At 68.1% G+C, this 17,968-nt stretch carries 18 protein-coding genes and 2 pseudogenes; 6 read left to right on the forward strand and 14 right to left on the reverse strand.

Annotated elements, in window-relative coordinates; translation table 11 throughout:
* Nucleotides 1-24: 24 nt before the first annotated feature.
* A complete protein-coding gene (mgtE, locus tag A0J57_RS10900) occupies nt 25-1,452 on the reverse strand; it encodes a magnesium transporter (protein WP_025549863.1) in 1,428 nt (475 codons plus the stop codon).
* A gap of 136 nt (nt 1,453-1,588) precedes the next feature.
* On the opposite strand from mgtE, the gene A0J57_RS10905 reads away from it, so the two are divergent.
* Nucleotides 1,589-2,041 carry a peptidylprolyl isomerase gene (locus A0J57_RS10905; RefSeq protein ID WP_025549862.1) on the forward strand — a complete coding sequence of 151 codons (453 nt, stop codon included), beginning with the start codon at nt 1,589-1,591 and terminating at the stop codon, nt 2,039-2,041.
* On the opposite strand, the gene A0J57_RS10910 is transcribed toward A0J57_RS10905, so the two are convergent.
* From A0J57_RS10910 to A0J57_RS10920, 3 genes are all read right to left on the reverse strand, one after another.
* A complete protein-coding gene (locus A0J57_RS10910) occupies nt 2,031-2,702 on the reverse strand; it encodes a hypothetical protein (RefSeq protein WP_025549861.1) in 672 nt (223 codons plus the stop codon). The two genes, A0J57_RS10905 and A0J57_RS10910, sit on opposite strands and share 11 nt — an antisense overlap.
* Nucleotides 2,702-3,325, reverse strand: a complete 624-nt coding sequence (locus A0J57_RS10915; RefSeq protein ID WP_061939390.1) for a hypothetical protein — start codon at nt 3,323-3,325, stop codon at nt 2,702-2,704. Before A0J57_RS10915 ends, A0J57_RS10910 begins: the two co-directional genes overlap by 1 nt.
* 124 nt (nt 3,326-3,449) lie before the next feature.
* On the reverse strand, nt 3,450-3,914 hold the full coding sequence (locus A0J57_RS10920; protein WP_048576260.1) for a DUF6456 domain-containing protein: 465 nt from the start codon (nt 3,912-3,914) through the stop codon (nt 3,450-3,452).
* Nucleotides 3,915-4,011: 97 nt separating this feature from the next.
* Between A0J57_RS10920 and A0J57_RS10925 the strand changes: the two genes are divergently transcribed.
* Both A0J57_RS10925 and A0J57_RS10930 read left to right on the forward strand, forming a co-directional pair.
* Nucleotides 4,012-4,575, forward strand: a complete 564-nt coding sequence (locus A0J57_RS10925; protein ID WP_044661396.1) for a helix-turn-helix domain-containing protein — start codon at nt 4,012-4,014, stop codon at nt 4,573-4,575.
* A gap of 130 nt (nt 4,576-4,705) precedes the next feature.
* The gene (locus tag A0J57_RS10930) at nt 4,706-5,881 is read left to right on the forward strand and encodes a glycosyltransferase (protein ID WP_044663001.1); all 1,176 of its coding nucleotides are present in this window, start codon (nt 4,706-4,708) and stop codon (nt 5,879-5,881) included.
* Nucleotides 5,882-6,048: 167 nt separating this feature from the next.
* On the opposite strand, the gene A0J57_RS10935 is transcribed toward A0J57_RS10930, so the two are convergent.
* On the reverse strand, nt 6,049-7,728 hold the full coding sequence (locus A0J57_RS10935) for a molybdopterin oxidoreductase family protein (RefSeq protein ID WP_061939392.1): 1,680 nt from the start codon (nt 7,726-7,728) through the stop codon (nt 6,049-6,051).
* Nucleotides 7,729-7,834: 106 nt separating this feature from the next.
* Between A0J57_RS10935 and modA the strand changes: the two genes are divergently transcribed.
* The gene (gene modA / locus A0J57_RS10940) at nt 7,835-8,608 is read left to right on the forward strand and encodes a molybdate ABC transporter substrate-binding protein (RefSeq protein WP_061939394.1); all 774 of its coding nucleotides are present in this window, start codon (nt 7,835-7,837) and stop codon (nt 8,606-8,608) included.
* A gap of 33 nt (nt 8,609-8,641) precedes the next feature.
* On the opposite strand, the gene A0J57_RS10945 is transcribed toward modA, so the two are convergent.
* Nucleotides 8,642-9,388 (reverse strand): HAD-IIB family hydrolase, encoded by a 747-nt coding sequence (locus A0J57_RS10945; protein ID WP_061939406.1) that lies wholly within the window; start codon nt 9,386-9,388, stop codon nt 8,642-8,644.
* A gap of 122 nt (nt 9,389-9,510) precedes the next feature.
* On the opposite strand from A0J57_RS10945, the gene modB reads away from it, so the two are divergent.
* Both modB and A0J57_RS10955 read left to right on the forward strand, forming a co-directional pair.
* Complete coding sequence (modB, locus tag A0J57_RS10950) at nt 9,511-10,209, forward strand: molybdate ABC transporter permease subunit (protein WP_044661392.1); 699 nt, start codon at nt 9,511-9,513, stop codon at nt 10,207-10,209.
* Complete coding sequence (locus A0J57_RS10955; RefSeq protein WP_025549854.1) at nt 10,199-10,807, forward strand: ATP-binding cassette domain-containing protein; 609 nt, start codon at nt 10,199-10,201, stop codon at nt 10,805-10,807. The genes modB and A0J57_RS10955 overlap by 11 nt, the downstream gene beginning before the upstream one ends.
* On the opposite strand, the gene A0J57_RS10960 is transcribed toward A0J57_RS10955, so the two are convergent.
* From A0J57_RS10960 to A0J57_RS26885, 8 genes and pseudogenes are all read right to left on the reverse strand, one after another.
* Complete coding sequence (locus tag A0J57_RS10960) at nt 10,789-11,616, reverse strand: aminoglycoside phosphotransferase family protein (RefSeq protein ID WP_061939396.1); 828 nt, start codon at nt 11,614-11,616, stop codon at nt 10,789-10,791. The two genes, A0J57_RS10955 and A0J57_RS10960, sit on opposite strands and share 19 nt — an antisense overlap.
* Nucleotides 11,617-11,622: 6 nt before the next feature.
* Nucleotides 11,623-12,897: a capsule biosynthesis protein gene (locus A0J57_RS10965; protein WP_025549852.1), complete on the reverse strand. Its 1,275-nt coding sequence runs from the start codon at nt 12,895-12,897 to the stop codon at nt 11,623-11,625.
* Nucleotides 12,890-14,527, reverse strand: coding sequence for a capsule biosynthesis protein (locus A0J57_RS10970; RefSeq protein ID WP_061939398.1), 1,638 nt, complete (start codon nt 14,525-14,527; stop codon nt 12,890-12,892). The genes A0J57_RS10965 and A0J57_RS10970 overlap by 8 nt, the downstream gene beginning before the upstream one ends.
* Nucleotides 14,528-14,638: 111 nt before the next feature.
* Nucleotides 14,639-15,937 carry a glycosyltransferase family 1 protein gene (locus A0J57_RS10975; protein ID WP_044661389.1) on the reverse strand — a complete coding sequence of 433 codons (1,299 nt, stop codon included), beginning with the start codon at nt 15,935-15,937 and terminating at the stop codon, nt 14,639-14,641.
* 30 nt (nt 15,938-15,967) lie between these two features.
* A complete protein-coding gene (locus A0J57_RS10980) occupies nt 15,968-16,408 on the reverse strand; it encodes an HIT family protein (protein WP_044661388.1) in 441 nt (146 codons plus the stop codon).
* A 108-nt stretch (nt 16,409-16,516) separates the two neighbouring features.
* Nucleotides 16,517-16,964, reverse strand: a pseudogene (locus tag A0J57_RS10985) (CoA-transferase).
* Nucleotide 16,965: 1 nt separating this feature from the next.
* On the reverse strand, nt 16,966-17,799 hold the full coding sequence (locus tag A0J57_RS10990) for a 5'-nucleotidase, lipoprotein e(P4) family (protein ID WP_061939400.1): 834 nt from the start codon (nt 17,797-17,799) through the stop codon (nt 16,966-16,968).
* Between the two features lie 64 nt (nt 17,800-17,863).
* Nucleotides 17,864-17,968, reverse strand: a pseudogene (locus A0J57_RS26885) (succinyl-CoA--3-ketoacid-CoA transferase); the annotation flags it as partial.

Genomic DNA, 17,968 nt, shown 5'->3' on the forward strand with positions numbered 1-17,968 from the left:
CGAAGATGGGCGCTGGCTGGCCGATTACAAACCCCAGACCGTGGCAAGGCCAAGGAAGGAGAAGAAACCCATCACATCGGTCATCGTCGTCACGAACACCGCCGATGAAACGGCCGGGTCGATATTCATCCGGTCGAGCGTCACCGGCACCAATATGCCGGCCAGCCCGGCGACCAGATTGTTGATCAGCATGGCGAGCGCGATGACGATCCCCAGATCGTGATTGCCGTAGATGAAGCCCACCGCGACGCCGATCAATATGCCGAGCGCGGTGCCATTGGCGCTGGCGATGCGGAATTCGCGCACGATCTGCCGGATGGTGTTGGAACTGGTGAGCTGGTTGGTGGCGAGCGCGCGCACGGCGACCGCCATGGTCTGCGTCCCCGCATTGCCGCCCATGCCCGACACGATCGGCATCAGCACGGCGAGCACCACATATTTGGAGATGGTCGACTGGAACAGCCCGACCACCGACGCCGCCAGGATCGCCGTGCCCAGATTGACCACCAGCCATTGCAGGCGCGTGCGCACGGTTTCCAGGATCGGCTGGTTGATGTCGCCCTCGCCCGCGCCCGACAGGCGGAGTATGTCCTCGCCCGCCTCCTCGGAGATGATGTGGACGATGTCGTCGACCGTGATCATGCCGACCAGCCGGCCGCTGCCGTCCACCACCGCGGCGGAGATCAGCGCATATTTCTGGAAGCGCAGCGCGACCTCCTCCTGGTCCATGTCGACCGGGATCAGGGTCTGTTCGCGCTTCATCAGGTCCGCCATGGCGACGCTGCGCGGGCAGGTCAGCACCCAGCTCAATTGGCAGGTGCCGATCGGCTTGTGCGCTTCGTCCACGACGAAGATTTCCCAGAAATCGGTCGTCAGGTCGCGATTGTCGCGCAGATAGTCGATCACCTGCCCGACCGTCATATGCTCCGGCACCGCGACCAGGTCGCGCTGCATCAGGCGGCCGGCGGACTCCTCGGGATAGGAAAGCGCGCTTTCGATGGCGGCGCGGTCCTCCGGCTCCATCGCGTCGAGGACGGCCTGCTGGTCGGCCTCCTCCATATCCTCGATGATGGCGACGGCGTCGTCGGTGTCGAGTTCGGCGGCGAACTCCGCCACCTGTTCGGGCAGCAGCGCGTCCAGCAGGTCGTCGCGCACATAGTCGTTGAGTTCGGACAGAACCTCCGCGCCGACCAGGTCGCCCAGCGCGGCCGCCACCTCCCCGCGCCGTTCGGACGGGGTGAGTTCCAGAAGGTCGGCAATGTCGGCCGGGTGCAGCGGCGACACCAGTTCGCGCGCCCGTTCCCTGTCATCCGCCTCCACCGCATCCAGAACGGCGTCGACGAATTCGCCCTTCAGCCGGTCATCCTCATCATGGCGGGATTCGACCTGCTCGGCGGCAACATCCTCAAATTCGTCCGGCCGGGGTTCGGCCGTATCGGCTCGCTCGCTCATCGCGTCCCCTACTGTCCGGTTCCTGTAACATTTCGCTGCTTTTGCCCATGCCCGTCACAATTGCAATGGCTTCCATCCCCGTCTTAACGCTCTATATGGTCCATCTCCCCAATTTTCCCCGAAGAGAGGATTTTTCATGGCCGACGACACCCTGACCCTCACCCTCGACAGCGGCGGCGACGTCGTCATCAAGCTGCGTCCTGACCTCGCCCCCGGCCATGTGGAGCGCATCACGCAGCTCGCCCGGGACGGCTTCTACGACGGCGTGGTCTTCCACCGCGTCATCCCCGGCTTCATGGCGCAGGGCGGCGATCCGACCGGCACCGGCATGGGCGGGTCGAAGCTGCCCGACCTCAAGGCCGAATTCAGCCGCGAACCGCATGTCCGGGGCGTCTGCTCCATGGCCCGCGCGATGAACCCGAACAGCGCCAACAGCCAGTTCTTCATCTGCTTCGACGACGCCACCTTCCTCGACGGCCAGTACACCGTCTGGGGCGAAGTCACTTCCGGCATGGAGCATGTCGACGCCCTGCCCAAGGGCGAGCCGCCCAAGACCCCCGGCAAGATCCTGAAGGCGACTATTTCCTGATCGGATTGTCCGTGGCGGAGATGGCGTTGCCCGCCGTCTCCGTCGCTTCGCCGGCAGGCGGTTCATAGGGGCCGATGCTCTCTATATGCCAGCGGCGGTCCGCCTCGCTGGAGCCGGGCACGTCATTGGCCCGCCGCAGCGTCACCTGCCGCAGCCGATACCAGGGCTTGCCGTTGGCGGCCAGACGGCCATAGACCTGCACCGGCACCGTCACGAACAGCGATCCCGCCGCCCCCTCGATCGCGCCGGGCGCGCCCACCTGGGCATGGATTTCGCTGAACCCGCGGAAACGGGCGGCGAAGCGCGCATCGTCTTCCGCCCCCATGGCGCTGTTGTCGTTCCACAGGTCCTGCGCGTCATTATAGCGCTTTTCCTCCAGCAGGCCGTAATAGCCCTGCACCACCTGGGCGGCGCCCTGCGCGCCCTTGGGATCGATGGAGTCTTCCTCCACCACCGGCCGCGGGTCGACCGGCAGGCCGCCGGGCATGCCCGGCGCGGGAGGATTCAGCGGCTCCAGAACCGCCTGCGCCTCCGCCCGGACATTATTTTCGACCTGCGCCGCATTGGCGCCATTGGCCAGATTGTCGATCGCGCTCTCCTCCCGGCCATCGCAGGCCGCGAGCAGGAGCAGGGCGATAACCGCGCCGGACCCAGGCCGCATCAGTCGCGCCGACCCCGCCAGCCCTCACGGCCGGAGCGGCCGCCGCCACCGGAATGCGCGCCGCCGTCGGACCGCGTGCGCGGCGTCCCCCAATTGCGTTCGGTCCGTGGCGTCGTCATATCCCCTTGTCCCCTTCCTGGCCCGGGCGCCTGCGCGCCCGCAGCGGGATTGCCCTGTCGGGCGTTCCGCCCATTTCCATTCCACCGCCCATTTCCATTCCACCGCCCATTTCCATTCCACCCATTGCCATCGCCGCCGGAACGCTCCCGCCAGCCCTGACGCGGTGCGCCATTGTTCCAGTTGCCGCGCCGGCCGTCATCGCGGCGGGCCTCCCGGCGTCCTTCCCAATAGCGGCGCTGGCCGTCGTTCCAACGCTGGCGATGGCCGCTGCGGTTGTACACATAATAGCCGCTGCCCGGATAGTAATAGCCGTCATACCAGCCGCCATAATAGCCCGGGCGATAATAGCCCGGACCCCAATAGTCATCATAATAGCCGCCGCCATAATAGCCGCTGCCCACGCTCACGCCGCCATAATAGCCATCGTCATAAGCACAGCCGCCCAGGGCCAGCGCACCGGCAAGGCCGATCGCCGCGAGGAACCTCCGTCCGGTCCAGGCCATTGCCTTTCTCCTTCATCCTGCATCCATGCCATGCATAACGCCGGCTGCTTGAATTGGTTGTGAATGGCCGGGATCGAAGAGAGGATCGGGCCGGCGGCGGGAAAGCGTGCGGCGGCCCCCGCCGTCACCCCGCCTCTCCCACCCGATACCAGGCGGCGACGCGGTCCAGCGCCAGCGTCAGCACCAGCTTGCCCGCCCGGGTCGGCCAGCCCAGCGCCTTTTCCGCCGCGCTCAACCCCTCGCCCGCGCAGACCACCCGCCACAGCACATCGGCCAAGCCCGGCCCCGCGGCGCGGATCGCGCCGTCGAACCGCTCCCGCGCGGACAGTTGCGCCAGGCCCGGCTCCGCTCCCGCCGCGCCGCCAGCCCGCTGCCGCCCCGGCGCCGCATCCCAGCGCATCGTGATCCGCGGGCCCAGACCCGCCTTCTCCCAATCGGCGCGCAGCCTGTCGCCGGCAAGATAATGCCGCTCGCTCAGATGCCCCCGCGCATGCAGCCAGGCGAGGGGCGATTCGTGCAGGTTGACCGCGACCTTCTGCGCCCGGCCGAAGGGGTCCTCTATGATCTGTTCGACATATTGCGTGGCCATGGCGCTTCTCCTTGCAGCAATCCGATGCAGGGGGACTTGCCATGCCGGCCTGTTTGTAGGAAAGCGTTAAAACCAAATAGGTGAAACAGGACAAGATATGATCACCCGCATCCGGGAGGTACGCAAGGCCAAGGGGCTCACATTGGAACAGGTCGGCGCCTTATGCGTCCCGCCCACCACCGCCCAGACCATCGGCCGCCTTGAAACGGGCACCCGAACCGTATCGGTCAACTGGCTGAACCGCATCGCAAAGGCATTGGGTGTCGCCTCTTCCGAACTGGTCGCGCTGCCGGGCCAGAACGTCGTCCCCGTGGCCGCCCTGCTGGGGCCGGAGGGCGCCCGCGCCCCCACCCGCCCGCTCTCGCTCGCCCCGCCAGCCCCTGCGGACGCGATGGTGGGGGTGCAGGTATCGGGCAGCATCGGCGATTACCGCAGCGGTGACGAGATATGGTGCCGCCGCATCATGCCGGAGGAGTTTTCCAGCGTGCTCAACCGCGACCTGCTCTTGCCGCGCCACGCCGGGCGCTTCCTGTTCGGGCGGCTGATCGGGCGCGAGGACGACCGGCTGCACATCCTCCCCCTGGGCAGCGGCACGCGCCAGCAGGTGATAAGTGACCCACCCTGGGGCGCCGTGGCGGTCCAACTGGTCAGACGGCTGTAGACAAAGGCGCTTTCATCCTTAACCCTGTCCTGACCATGTCTGCCGGAAAGAGACCCGCCCCAGCATTGTCCCGTCGGACGGCATCGCCGGACGCCCGGGGCAATGCGGGAACAAGAGATAGTTGGATGCGATGACGCTGAACGTCCTGATGCTCTCGACCCTGTTCCCGGACATGAGCCGCCCCAATTTCGGCGTCTTCGTGGAACGGCAGGCGCGCGAGCTGGCCAGCCGGGACGGCGTCAGGGTCACGGTGGTCGCGCCGCTCGGCATTCCGCCCTGGCCGCTGTCGAGCGCCGGGCGCTACGCCGCCCTGCGCGCCCTGCCCGCCAAGGAACGGTGGAAGGACCTGACCGTCCACCGCCCGGTCTTCCCCATCATTCCCAAATTCGGCGGCCGCTTCAACGTCCACAGCATGACCCGCGCCATCCTGCCGCTGGTCAGGCGCCTCCATGCGCAGCAGCCCTTCGATGTCATCGACGCCAGCTTCTTCTTCCCCGACGGCCCGGTGGCGCAGCGCCTTTCCCGCGCGCTCGGCATTCCCTATTCGGTGAAGGCGCGCGGCGCCGACATCCATTATTGGGGCACGCGCAAGGGCACGCGGAAGATGGTGAAGCGCGCCGCCGACGATGCCGCCGGCCTGCTTGCCGTGTCGGACGCGATGCGCCGGTCGATGGCGCGCATGGGCATCGACGGGGACAAGATCCGCGTCCATTATACCGGCGTCGACCTCGACCGTTTCGAAATAAGCGACCGCGCCGCCGCGAAGGAAAGCCTGGGTTTCGAAGGCCCGGTGGTGCTGTGCGTCGGCGCGCTCATCCCGCGCAAGGGGCAGGAACTGCTGGTCCAGGCGCTGCCGCAACTGCCCGGCGTCACGCTGCTGTTCGCCGGACAGGGGCAATATCGCCGCGCCCTGGAAAAACAGGCCGAGGAACTGGGCGTCGACCGGCGCATCGGCTTCCTGGGCTCGGTGCCGCACGATCGCCTGCCGCGCATCTATGCCGCCGCCGACGTCATGGCGCTCCCCTCCTCGTCCGAGGGTCTGGCCAATGCCTGGGTGGAGGCGCTGGCCTGCGGCACGCCGGTCGTGATCAGCGATGTCGGCGGAGCACGCGAACTGCTCGACCGGCCGGAGGCGGGCCGGATCGTCGCCCGCGAACCCGAAGCGCTGGCCGCCGCCATCAGCGATATATTGGTGAACCCGCCCGAACGGGAAGCCGTCCGCGAAGCGGCGCTACGCTTCACTTGGGCCGCCAATGGCGACGCGCTGCTGGAGCATCTCCGCGCCATCGCGGCTCAGCCGGCCTAAAGCGCTTTCCAGGCAGATGGAATCATCCACCGACCCGGAAAACGCAGTAAAAGGCCTGGGACAGATTCCGGGATCGCCGGACCGATTGATCCGGATGGCTCGAACTGGCCAATCCTGCCGCTCCGGACGCACCCACACCCCGAAGCCGAAGTCCGCCACCTTGCCGGTCAACGGGCCCGAAAGGCGGCCTGATCCCAAAAGGCGATCAACCGCGCCTTGCCATCCGCCGTCGGGAAAAGCCCCTCGTCGAACGGCACCTCCCCCCAGCGCCACGGCGTCAGCTCATCATAAGCCGGGTTGGAAATCGGCGCATGCCGCTTGAGATTGAGCAACGGCCTGCCCTCGTTGCGATAGGCGGTCAGCCGCACATGCTCGCGATAGATTTCCGCGGGGCGCTCATAATGGAAGGCGTCGCGCCAACCCATGGCCTGCGCGATCCGGGTGAGTATCCACCAGTCGGGCTTGGTCTCTCCGGGCAGCGGGAACAACCAGCGCTGGCGGCTGATCAGCCGGTCGGCGCCGGTCAGCGTCCCATCCTTCTCGATCCATAGCGGGGACGGCAAGGCGACCATGCGCAGCGCGTCCATTTCCGGCTCGCTCCACGGCGTCATCAACAGGACCAGCGGCACCTGCTCCAGCAAGCCCCGGATCGGATGGGACGCCGAAGGCAGGCCGCCGGGCATCAGCAGCGCCTTGATGCGCCCCGCCTCTATCGCCCCGGCCAGCGCCTCGCCGGCCAGCCCCGGCCTGTCAGCCAGCCTCGTCGCGCCCCAGAAACGGCCGACCTGCGCCAGGGCATCCTCCGAAAAACCCCGGTGCGCGGCCAGTTCCCCGGCCCGGCAGCCGACTTCCCGCACGCCCATGCCGTTGGCGGCGTCCGTGACGGCGAAGGGCGCGGCGCCCGCCTTGCCGATGCGTCCGGTCGCCAGATGGAAATTGAGGATGGCGGCCGACAGGCGATGCGCTTCCTCGCCCTGCCCATGCGGGCTGAACAGCGTCACCAGCCGGGGCGCCGCCGCGACCTGCTCGTAGAAGGCACGCACCTCGCCCGGCGCCAGGCCGCAGGCGCGCGCCACCGACCAAAGGTCATGCCCCCGGCTCAATCCCGCCCAGAAACCGGCCGGCACCGACAGCCTCCGTTCCAGAAATTCCCGGTCCAGCAAGCCATTGTCATGGCAATGCAGCAGCAGGCCGCTCAACAGCGCCGCCTCGCTGCCCGGCGCGACGGTCAGGCGCTCATCCGCCTCGACCTCCGGCCCGTCGCCCGCATGCGCGATCAGGATCAGGCGCGCGCCCTGCTCCGCCCGCGCCTCGGCCATCCTCTCGTGCAGCACCGGATGGCGGCGGGCCGTCGGCATGCCCACCAGCAACAGCATGTCCGCCTGCGCCAGATCCTCATAGGCGGCGGGCATCACATCCTCGCCAAAGGCCGCGCGCTGCGCCGCCGCCATGCCGCCCGCCTCGCTGCAAGGCGCCTCGACATGCGCGGAGCCGATGAACCCCTTCATCAGCTTGTTGGCGACATAATAGTCTTCGGTCAGCAGGCCACCCGGCACATGCATCGCCACGCTGCCCCGACCATGACGGGCGATGACGGCGGACAGGCGGCGCGCAGCCTGGTCGATGGCGCGGTCCCAGCCGACGGCGCGGCCATCCACCACCGGCCGCAACAGCCGCCCCTCCAGCGCGAACATGTCCTTCAGCGCTTCGCTGCGGGTGCAGAGCAGGCCGCCATTGGCAGGATGCACGGGATCGCCCTCGATCGACGCCTCGCGCCCCTCGCCGGTGACGGCGCGGATGCCGCATCCCACGCCGCATTGACCGCAAAGCGAACGAACGACCGCCACGGTGCGATCAGGCCGGGACCGGCGGGGTCGGAAACATGGTCATACGCTCCCGCTTAACCGATGCAGGACGAAGACAAAAGGGTGCGCAACTGGCAGGAGAAGGGTCATGCCGAAACCGATTCTCCCCGCGCTCGCGTCCATCGCCCTGTTCCTCCATATGGTGCCGGTTCCGGCCATGGCGCAGCAGCGCGGCCCGCTGGTGCTCGCCGCCGCCAGCATGCAGGAGGCGATGGGCGCCGCTGCCGATGCCTGGGCGGCGCAGCGCCATGCGCGGCCGGTCCTGTCCTTCGCCGCCTCCTCCGCGCTCGCCCGGCAGATCAGGGGCGGCGCCCCGGCAGACCTGTTCGTGTCGGCCGACGAAGACTGGATGGACGATGTCGAAAGGGCGGGCTTCGTGCAGCGCGGCAGCAGGGCCGACATGGCGGGCAACCGGCTGGTGCTGATCGCCCCGGCGCGCGCGCCGCTGAAGCTCCGCATCGCACGCGGCATGCCGATCGCCCGGGCGCTGGGCGACTCCCGGCTGGCCATGGCCAATCCGGACAGCGTGCCCGCGGGCAAATATGGCAAGGCGGCGCTGGGCGCGCTGGGCGTCTGGCCCGGCGTCGCCAACCGGCTGGCGCTGGGCGACAATGTACGGTCCGCCCTGACCCTGGTGGAACGGGGCGAGGCGCGGCTGGGCATCGTCTATGCGACCGACGCCCGCGCATCGAAGGCTGTCCTGGTGGTCGGCACCTTCCCGGCGGGAAGCCATGCGCCGATCCGCTATCCCCTCGCCCGCCTGCGCGCGAGCCGGAACCCGGACGCGGAAGGCTTTCGTCGTTTCCTGCTGTCGCGGGCCGGCCAGAACATCCTCGCCCGCTACGGCTTCAGCCGCCCGTGACCCTGTTCCTCCCCTCCCGCAGGAAGGGGAAAGTCACCTCTGACAGGCCACGATCGCGTCGATCACCGCCAGCGTCTCCTGCGGATCGCGCACCCGCACCGTGTCCAAGCCCAGTTGCTTGGCCGGATAGTCGTTGCCGCCGGGGAAGATCGCATCGCCAATGAACATCATCGCCTCCAGCGCGATCCCGCTCGCGTCGCGCAGCTTCTTCAGGCCATAGGCCTTGTCCACCCCCTCCCGCGTGATGTCGATGGAGGTCGCCCCGCCCATGTTGATCGACAGTCCCGGCAGGCGCTGGCGCAGGTCCGCCTGGATCACCTTGCGCTTGGCGAAGTCGGGGTCCCACACATCCTTGGCATGGATCGGCGCCTGCTGGCCCAGCGCGGAAAAGGTGATCTGGCTGCCGCGATCCTCGATCCGCTCGCCCCACACCTCTTCCGGCACGAAGCCCGTCGCCTCCAGCGAAGCGTCGAACGCCGCCAGGATCGCCTGCTTCTGCGCCTCCTCGAACAGTTCGGCATAGACCGGCGTCCACTGCCCGTCGCGATGGGTGTAGAGCTTGGTCCCCGTCGTCGGCATCAGCCACAGGCGCGAACGGTCGGCCCGTTCCGGCAGGCGGCTCGCCACCTGCTTGTCGAATTGCGGCCAGTCCCCGCCGGAGATCACCGCGACATGCGCCACCTGCAACAGCCGGGCCAGGGCGTCGCCCATCGCCTCGCCCAGCGGCTGCTTGCTCTCCGCCAGCGTTCCGTCGAGGTCGAAGGCAATCAGGTCTTTCATGCACATGCTCCAGTCTGAAGGGCTGTCCGGCTTTGCCCTCTGGCCTCGACCGATGCAATGCCGATAAGCGGGACATGACGGGGGGCTGGTGTTTTCCCCTATCCTGACCGAAAGAGGGCGGCATGATCCTCTCTGCCGATGAATGGGGCATCGTTGCGCTGTCGCTCCGGGTCAGTCTGGTGGCGGTCGGGCTGATGCTGCCGGTCGCCTTCACCTTCGCCTGGCTGCTCGCCCGCTCGCGCTTCCCCGGCAAGCTGCTCGTGGATGCGCTGATCCATCTGCCGCTGGTGGTGCCGCCGGTCGTCACCGGATGGCTGCTTCTGCTCCTCTTCGGCGCGAACGGCCCGCTCGGCAGGCTGTTCGAACAGATGCTGGGCGTCAGCTTCATGTTCCGCTGGACCGGCGCGGCGCTTGCCTCCGCGATCATGGCGATGCCCCTGATGGTGCGCGCGATGCGGCTGTCGATCGAGGGCATCGACCACCGGCTGGAACAGGCCGCGCAGACGCTGGGCGCGGGCCGGTGGCGCGTCTTCCTCACCATTTCGCTGCCGCTGTCGCTGCCGGGCATAGTGGCGGGACTGGTGCTCGGCTTCGCCCGCTCCATCGGGGAGTTCGGCGCGACCATCACCTTCGTTTCCGACGTTCCGGGCGAAACCCGCACCCTGCCCATCGCCATCTATTCCGCGCTCCAGATGCCGGGCGCCGAATCGGCGGTCACCCGGCTCGCCATCATCTCGATCCTGCTGTCGCTGGCCGCGCTGGTCGCATCGGAGGCATTGGCCCGCCGGGCGAGCGGCGGAAGGACCAACCATGTCCTTTGACATCGCCGTCGACCATCGCATCGGCGATCGCCTCATCCACCTGCGGGCGCAGGCAGGCGCCGGCCTCGTCGCCCTTTTCGGCCCCTCCGGCGCGGGCAAGACCAGCATCCTCAACATGGTCGCCGGCATATTGACGCCCGACAGCGGCCGGATCGCCGTGGCCGGCGAGACGCTGTTCGACAGCGGCGCGGGCATCGACATTCCCGCCGCCCGGCGGCGCGCCGGCTATGTCTTCCAGGACGGGCGCCTGTTCCCGCAGATGCGCGTGCGCGCCAATCTGCTCTACGGCCGCCATGGCGACGCGCCGCTGCCGTTCGACGCGGTCATGGACTTTCTGGGCATCGGCCATCTGCTCGACCGCTGGCCCGCCACCCTGTCCGGCGGCGAAGCGCAGCGCGTCGCGATCGGACGGGCGCTGCTGTCCGGCCCTCGATTCCTGCTGCTGGACGAGCCGCTGTCCTCGCTCGACCCCGCCCGGCGCGAGGAAATCCTGACCGTGATAGAACGGATGAAGCGCGATCTCGCCATGCCGATGCTCTATGTCAGCCACGACCGGGCGGAGGTCGAACGGCTGGCCGATCAGGTCATCGCGCTGTAGGGGGGCAGGCCCGCCTCCGCCAGGGCCCGGTTCAAATAGGCCAGGAAGGCCGCCTGCCTGACCGGCGGCCGCGCCCGCAACCAGGCCAGCGCAACGACGGCCCGCCATTCCGCGCCATGCTCCAGCGCCGGGGCGAGCCGCCTGTAGCTGGCGACATAATGGCGCGCCGCCCAGTCCCGCGCCATGTTGGTCAACCGATCCTGCGGCCCCTCGCCGAAGCGCAGCAGCATCTCCGTCCGCAACAGGTCGGGCACGAAGTCGCCACGCGCCGCCTTCGACCAGTCGATCGCCACCATGCCCGAAGGCGACAGCAGGATATTGCCGATGTGGAAATCGCCGTGCAGCAGCCGGTCGCCGTCCGGCAGTCCGTCCAGCAGCGCCACCGCCCCCTCCTGCAAGCCGCGATCCGCCGGGCCGTAAAGGATGTCCGTGCGCAACACCTGCCGCAGGGAGCGCAGGCCCGGTGCCGCCTCCCCGTGAATCCGCCGATGCAGCGCCGCCATGTCGCGCAGGCACGACCCCGATTGCAAAGGCCGCAGCCGCATGCGCCGCATCAGCGTCGGCCCGGTCACTTCGGGATAGAGGATCGCCCGCCCCTCCGCCATGTCCAGCCGTCGCAGGGGCCGGGCGACCGGCAGGCCCGCCTCCGCCGCCAGCGTCGCCGCATCAACCTCGCGGGCGATCATCTCCTCCGACACGGCGGCGTGGAATATCTTGGCCACGCGCCCCTCGCCCACGCGGCAGACGCGCGAACTCGCGCCAGCGGCCAACGGCACCAACGGGCCGGGCGGATCGTCCTGCTGCGGCACGCGCCCCTATCGCAAGGCCGCCCGGGCAGGCTGGCGGTCATGCACCAGCCGCGGCTCGGCCCGCGAAGGGGCGGGACGGGTCAGCCGCTCCACGGCATTGTCCACCAGCATCCGCAGCCCTTCCTCGCTCAGCAGGCCGCCTCTGATCAGGCAACGGTCGATCAGCACCCGGCGGAAGGCAGAATAGAGCGCCATGTCGGGCGCCCCCGGCGCGGACCAGAATTCGTCGAGCGAACGCCTGTGCACCACGCCCGGCACCTTGTAGACCGCATGGCCCAGCACGACCACCGGCTTGCCGGCGTTAAGCGCCAGCGTGCCCACCGTGCTGTTGACCGTCACCACGCCCAGCGACCTGTCGACCACTTCGGCAATGTCCCAGTCCGCCAGGTAGAAGACCCTGTCCCCGACGCCATATTGCGCCGCCAGCCGCCGCGTCAGCCGTCCCCAGGCGACCAGTCCCGGATCGAGCGGATGGCGCTTCACCACCAGGGCGGTGTTGGCGGGCGCATGGGCGGCGAAGCTCTTGATGACGAAGCGCAAGGCCGCGCGCATCGTGCCGAAGGGCGAATGGACGCGGATCTGATAGTCGGAATCGAGCTGGAGCGGCAAAGTGAAATAGGGCCGGTCGCACACCGCCCCCCATTGCTCGCGCGACCTGCGGCGCTCCGCCTTGCGCAGGTTCAGCTTCTTGAACCAGCCCGCCGTCTCCCACAGGAAGCTGTTGGGCCGGTGCGTGCGATAGAAGGGAAAGGCGGGCCGCATCAGCGCCGACGCCATGCCGTTGCGCCCGGTGTTGAAGGCGCGCTGCCGGAAGGTGGAGGGGATTTGCGGCTGCCGCCCATTCTCCTCGGGCGGCAGCGCCCTCGCCTGCTCCAGATACCATTCGGGGTCGAGCGGCAGGGTCGAATTGCCGTTCACGCCATCTTCCTGAAGCGTCAGGAAATCGGGGCGGATATACCCCTCCTCCACCACATGGACGCGCAGGTTGCGCAGCCGCGCCATCTTGTGGGCGGAGGCATGATAGGGGCGGCAATCACCATAGAGGATCAGGTCCGTCACGCCATGATGGACGATATGGTCGTCGAAGAAGATCGGCCAGTTGCGGAACGTCCCGCGATAATCGGTCGCCCCCTCCCCCGGCCAGTCGACCTTGTCGCCGCCATTGATGTTGATGCGCAGCGCCCGGTGCCCCCGAGCCCTCAGCGCCTCCGCCAGCATGGCGAAAAAGGGCCCATGCGGCCCCTGGAGGAACAGGAAGGTTCTGGCCTTGGCATCAACCATGGAAATACTCGGCGGACAAAGTCATAAATCTCTGCAACTTCCCCTGTAAAGTCCGCAGCCGGATCAACCATGACACCGGGGCCGGCGCCCCGCTTGCCAAACGCTCGACCATGATTTCAGGTCCGCATGGCAAGCGCGTCACCGGGTCCAGATAGCGTGGATAGAGAATCAAGGCCCCGGCCACAAGCTGGTCCAGGGTGAGTTGACGCCCGCGCCGTCCGTTGGGCGCCGCCAGATCGCGGGTCAGCCCCCAGCCGGCATAGAAGGGCATGCCATGGACCGTCACCGGCCGCCCGCGCATCAGCGCCTCGAACCCGGTGAGGGAGGAGAGGACATGAACCTCGTCCACCGCCTGCACCAGCTCCATCAGCGGCGACCCGGTATCGATGGCGTCGGCCTGCTCCAGCACCGCCGCATCGCTCAGATGCCCCTTACGCAGACCCGCCTGCACATCGGGATGCGGGCGATAGACGATATGGGCGTCGGGCTCGGCCGCGCGCACCCGCTTTAGCAGGTCGAGATTGCCCGCCACCCCCGCGCCGCCATATTCGACCGACAGATCGTCCTCGACCTGCCCGACCGCCAGCACCGTGCGGCGACCCTGGGGCAGGCCGATCATCCGCCCCCCGCCCTTGCCATATTTGGTGACGCCGGAAGCCCGGATCTGCGTCAGCAGCCGCGCCGCCCGCCGTTCCAGCGCGGGCGTGAAGACGCAGGTCGCCAGCAGCAGCTCCATGTCGCTGGCGGAGCGCGCGTCATAATAGATGCCCGTCCGGTCGATCACCACCGATCCGGGCGGATGCAGCGCCGCGCCCAGCCCCTTCGACCGCAGGAAGCCGTCCTCCACCCGGGCGATGGTCACGCCCTGCCGGCGCGCATCCTCCATGGCGCCGGGCGTCACGCGCGACGGCCAGACCGCAAGCGCGCCTCCCCGCCGGGCGGCCCGCCGCAGGCCCCTGCGCTCCGGCAGGAAGGGCGGCGACGCGACGCCGTCCCACAGGAACCGCCGGATCGCCTCCCGCTTCCACAAGGCCATGCCGCTCGCCGCCGCGATGCCATGATTGCCGTCCAGATGCCGCCGCCAGTCGGCCAGTTGCGCCACGGCCTGCACGGCATCGGCGTCCTCGCCGCTGAAACAGTCGCGATAGGTCGCCGCCGCCAGCGCGGCACGGGCGCTGTCACGCAGGACCGCCGGCTCGATGGCCGCGCCGTCCGCGTCGAAGACCGGCACATGCAGCAGCCCGGCGATGATCGCCAGTTCGTCGCCCGCCCCGGCATGAACGGAGGCCGCGCCCGCGATCAGCGCCCAGAGGTCGGTCGGTTCCGGCAGGACATGACCGGGGCCGGAGTCCGCGCCCCGCCCCGCCTTCCCCACAATGCCGATTTCCTGCCGCGCAAGGCCGTCCATCATGGCCTGCGGGACGGCCACGCCGACCCGCGCGACCCGCCTGATGCCGACGGGCCGATGGCCCCAGAATGTGCCGCCGACCCGCGCCTGGGCGACGGCGTCCAGCAAGGCGTCGGAAACAGGCGCAGCCGATTCGCCATCGCGCCGCATGCGACTGATCGCCGCCGTCGCGGGGTCAACGCCCGGAAAGGGAGGCGAGCGCAGAAACGGAGTCGCGTTCACGTTGAAAAGCCGCCCCCAGCCACAGATAGATCAGCGCGAATGGAGCGACGCTTCAGCCATTCGAAAACGCAATCCATACAACAGCTTCTGTGATCGCCCGGCACAGGGACGTCAAGCGGAAGCGCGAACCGTCATTTCGTCCAGCATGCCGGCGACGATGTCGAAATAATCCCCCCATGTCGGCGCCCGCCACGCCGCGATCCGCGCGATCTGCGCCGCCCGTTCGGGCGCATCGGCCTTGCTGTACGCCTCTATGGCCCTCAGCCAGCCGAGGCCGTCCAGCGGGTCGAGATAATCCGGCGCTTCGCCGCCCACCTCCCGATGCGCGACGATGTCGCTGCAGATCACCGGCACGCCCGCCGACAGCGTTTCGATCACCGGCATGCCATAGCCTTCCTCGAAGGAGGGCATCAGCATCGCCCGCGCCCCGGCGACCAGCGCGTTCATCTCATTGTCCGGCACGCTGCCCGCCTCGATCACATGGCCGCGCAGGATTTCCGCCCGCTCCAGCATGTCGACGACATTTTCATTTTCCCAGCCGCGCCGCCCGATCAGCACCAGAACCGGCGCCTTGTCGCCCCATCTCTCCACCAGCCGCCGCCAGATGTTGAGCAGCAGAAGATGGTTCTTCCGCGGCTCGATGGTCGAAATATAGACGAAATAGGGCCGATCCGGCACTTCATGGCTGCCCTCCACCACCATGTCCGGCGCGTCCGCGCCGAAATGGGCGACGCGGATCACCCGCCCCTCCAGGCCGCGCGTCAGGCGCGGCGCCAGCGCATCGATCGTCGCCTGGCTGTTGCCGATGATCCCGTCGGCATAGCGGTCGATCGTGCGCACCCGCTTCAGATGCTCCTCCGCGCCCTGCGGCCGGGCGAATTCGGGATGGGTCAGCGGAATGACGTCATGCACCAGCGTCACGAAGCGCGCGCCCTCCGCCCGCAGGATCGCGCCGACCTGATCGGCGTCGTCCAGATGATGGGGCGACACCTGCAGATAGATGCGCGGCCCATGCGCCACCGGCACCGGGCGCGGGCGCAGCGCGATCAGGTGGCGGATCACCGCCGCCTTGCTCTCGCGCTCGTCCACCTGCTCCGTGTTGCGCCAGCGCGCCGCGGTGAAGGCCAGGAACTGGCGCACCGCCGCATCCTTCAGCCGCCCATAATAGCCGCCCGCCGGATGAACGGCGGCGAAGGCCAGCCGGTCCGGCATCCGCTCCAGCAATTCCCGGGCATAGGTGAACTCGACCCGGTCGATCCCGGTCGGCGCGGCATGGAAACTGCGGGACAGCAGCCGGGAAATGTCCAGGACGATCTCCGCCGGCCGGCTGCCGCCGGCGAAGCGCCGGCTTTCCCGCTTGGCGCGCAGCGCCAGCCGCGCGCCGGGGGCCTTGAAGGGCTTGAGCGCCACCTCAGGGCGCTTTCACGAAGGTCTGGCGCATCAGAACTGGGCGCGAATCTCTTCGGCCAGCTTCTGCAGTTCCGCCGGATCGGCAAAGTCGCCCTGCGCATGGGCGACGAAGCCGCGCGGCTGGCCTTCCCAGCGCGGCACGATGTGGAAATGCAGGTGGAACACGGTCTGCCCGGCAGGCGCGCCGTTGAACTGCGCGACATGGATGCCGTCGGGGTCCAGCGCCCTGCGGGTGGCGTTGGCGACCTTCTTCACCGTCGCCATCACCTGCGCCAGCGCCTCGTCCTCGACGTCCAATATGTTCCGCGCCTTCGACCATTTGGAAATGACCAGGCTGTGCCCCTTGGACTGCGGTTGGATGTCGAGGAAGGCATATGTATGCTCGTCCTCATAAAGCCTGGTCGAAGGAATCTTCCCAGCCAGGATCAGGGCAAAGACATTGCCATCGTCATAGGTGCCGTCGAGGCTCATCGTGCTTCCTCAGAGCGATTTGCAGGTGATCCGACTGGATCGCCGGTTAAGAAATCGCGGTAAACAAAAAACTTCGGAGCGGCGATCCGATTCGATCGGATCGAAGCTCTAGGACTGATAATGCGCACTGGTCTTGGCGGCGACTTCCTCCGCCGTCACGCCCGGCGCGCATTCGATGAGGCGGAAAGGGCTGTCATGGTCGGGCCGCTGGAACACGCAGAGGTCGGTGACGATCATGTCGACCACATTCCTGCCCGTCAGCGGCAGGGTGCAGGCCGGGATGAACTTGGGGGCTGTCGGCGCTGGAAAAATAGCAGCTCTGCGGCAATTCGCTGATCGTCTGCTTGCCCGCATTGATCAGGTCGGCATCCTCCTCCCCCTCATAGGGGAAAGGGCCGATGCCCAGCATGCCGTTCTCCGACTGCAGCGTCACTTCCACGCCATCGGGAATGTGGTTCGCCACCAGCGTCGGGATGCCGATGCCCAGGTTCACGTAGAAACCGTCCTGCAATTCCTTCGCCGCCCGCGCGGCCATTTCGTCACGAGTCCAGGGCATGTTATTTCTCCCCATCGGCAGGCGCGGCCCACCTCTTGTCCAGCGGAAAAACCTCGTCGAAGCCGCCCTTGAGGCCGCTTCCATAAACCGGATTGGGCAGGACGAACCAGCCATTGCCCCACATCTGCGCGATCGCCGGCTGCATGGTCGCGGCACGCCGCGCCGTCACCGACGGTCCGCCATTGAACAGGTCCGAAAAGTCGCCCAACTGGTCGCCGCCCATGGCGATGACGCAATATCGCGCCGCGATCGTCGCCCGCCGCCCGTCCTTGCGCGATCCCATGGCGTCGTCGCCGCTCAGGAACAGCGTCTGCCCATGCACGGCATCGCCCAGACCGGCCGCCTTTATGGCGCGGACGGTCGGCTCGGCATTCCCGGCGGCGCGATTGGTGTTGAACACCACCGTCACGCCCATCTGCCGCAGAGCGCGCACCATCCGGTCCGCGCCCGGAACCGGCGCGACCGCAGCTTCGCCCGTCCTTTCCCACGCATCCCAGGCGGCCGTGTCGAATCCCCTGCCCGTCCGCGCTGCATGATATTCATAGCCGATGTTGAGCATCACCGTCTCATCGACATCGAAGACGGCGGCAAGGGGCTTTGCGCCGCAGGGCACGAAGCGCGGATCGTCAAGGCCTGCGCCTTCGGCCAGGATCACGCTGTCGGCCGGGCGCACCTTCACCTTCGCCGCGACATGCGCCAGCAAAGCCTGATAAGCCTGGAGCGAAAGCGCCGAAGCCTCCCCCGACCCATAAAGATACTGCATCCCGGCCGGGGGCGTTTCGGGCGCGACCGGAACCGCCGCCGGCCGATCGGCCGAACAGCCCGCCAACATCATCGAAACCGCCAGGCCGACAGCCCCCCTCCCACTCGCGGGAGGGGTCGGGGAAGGGCATGTCACGTCAAACCGCCTCCCTCTGGCGGACGGTGCGGAATTCGATTTTCTTGTCGTAAGGCGCTCCGACGATCATGCGCTTGACGTAGATGCCGGGCAGATGGATCGCATC

The organism is Sphingobium sp. 22B, from assembly GCF_001580035.1.
GTDB lineage: Bacteria > Pseudomonadota > Alphaproteobacteria > Sphingomonadales > Sphingomonadaceae > Sphingobium > Sphingobium fuliginis.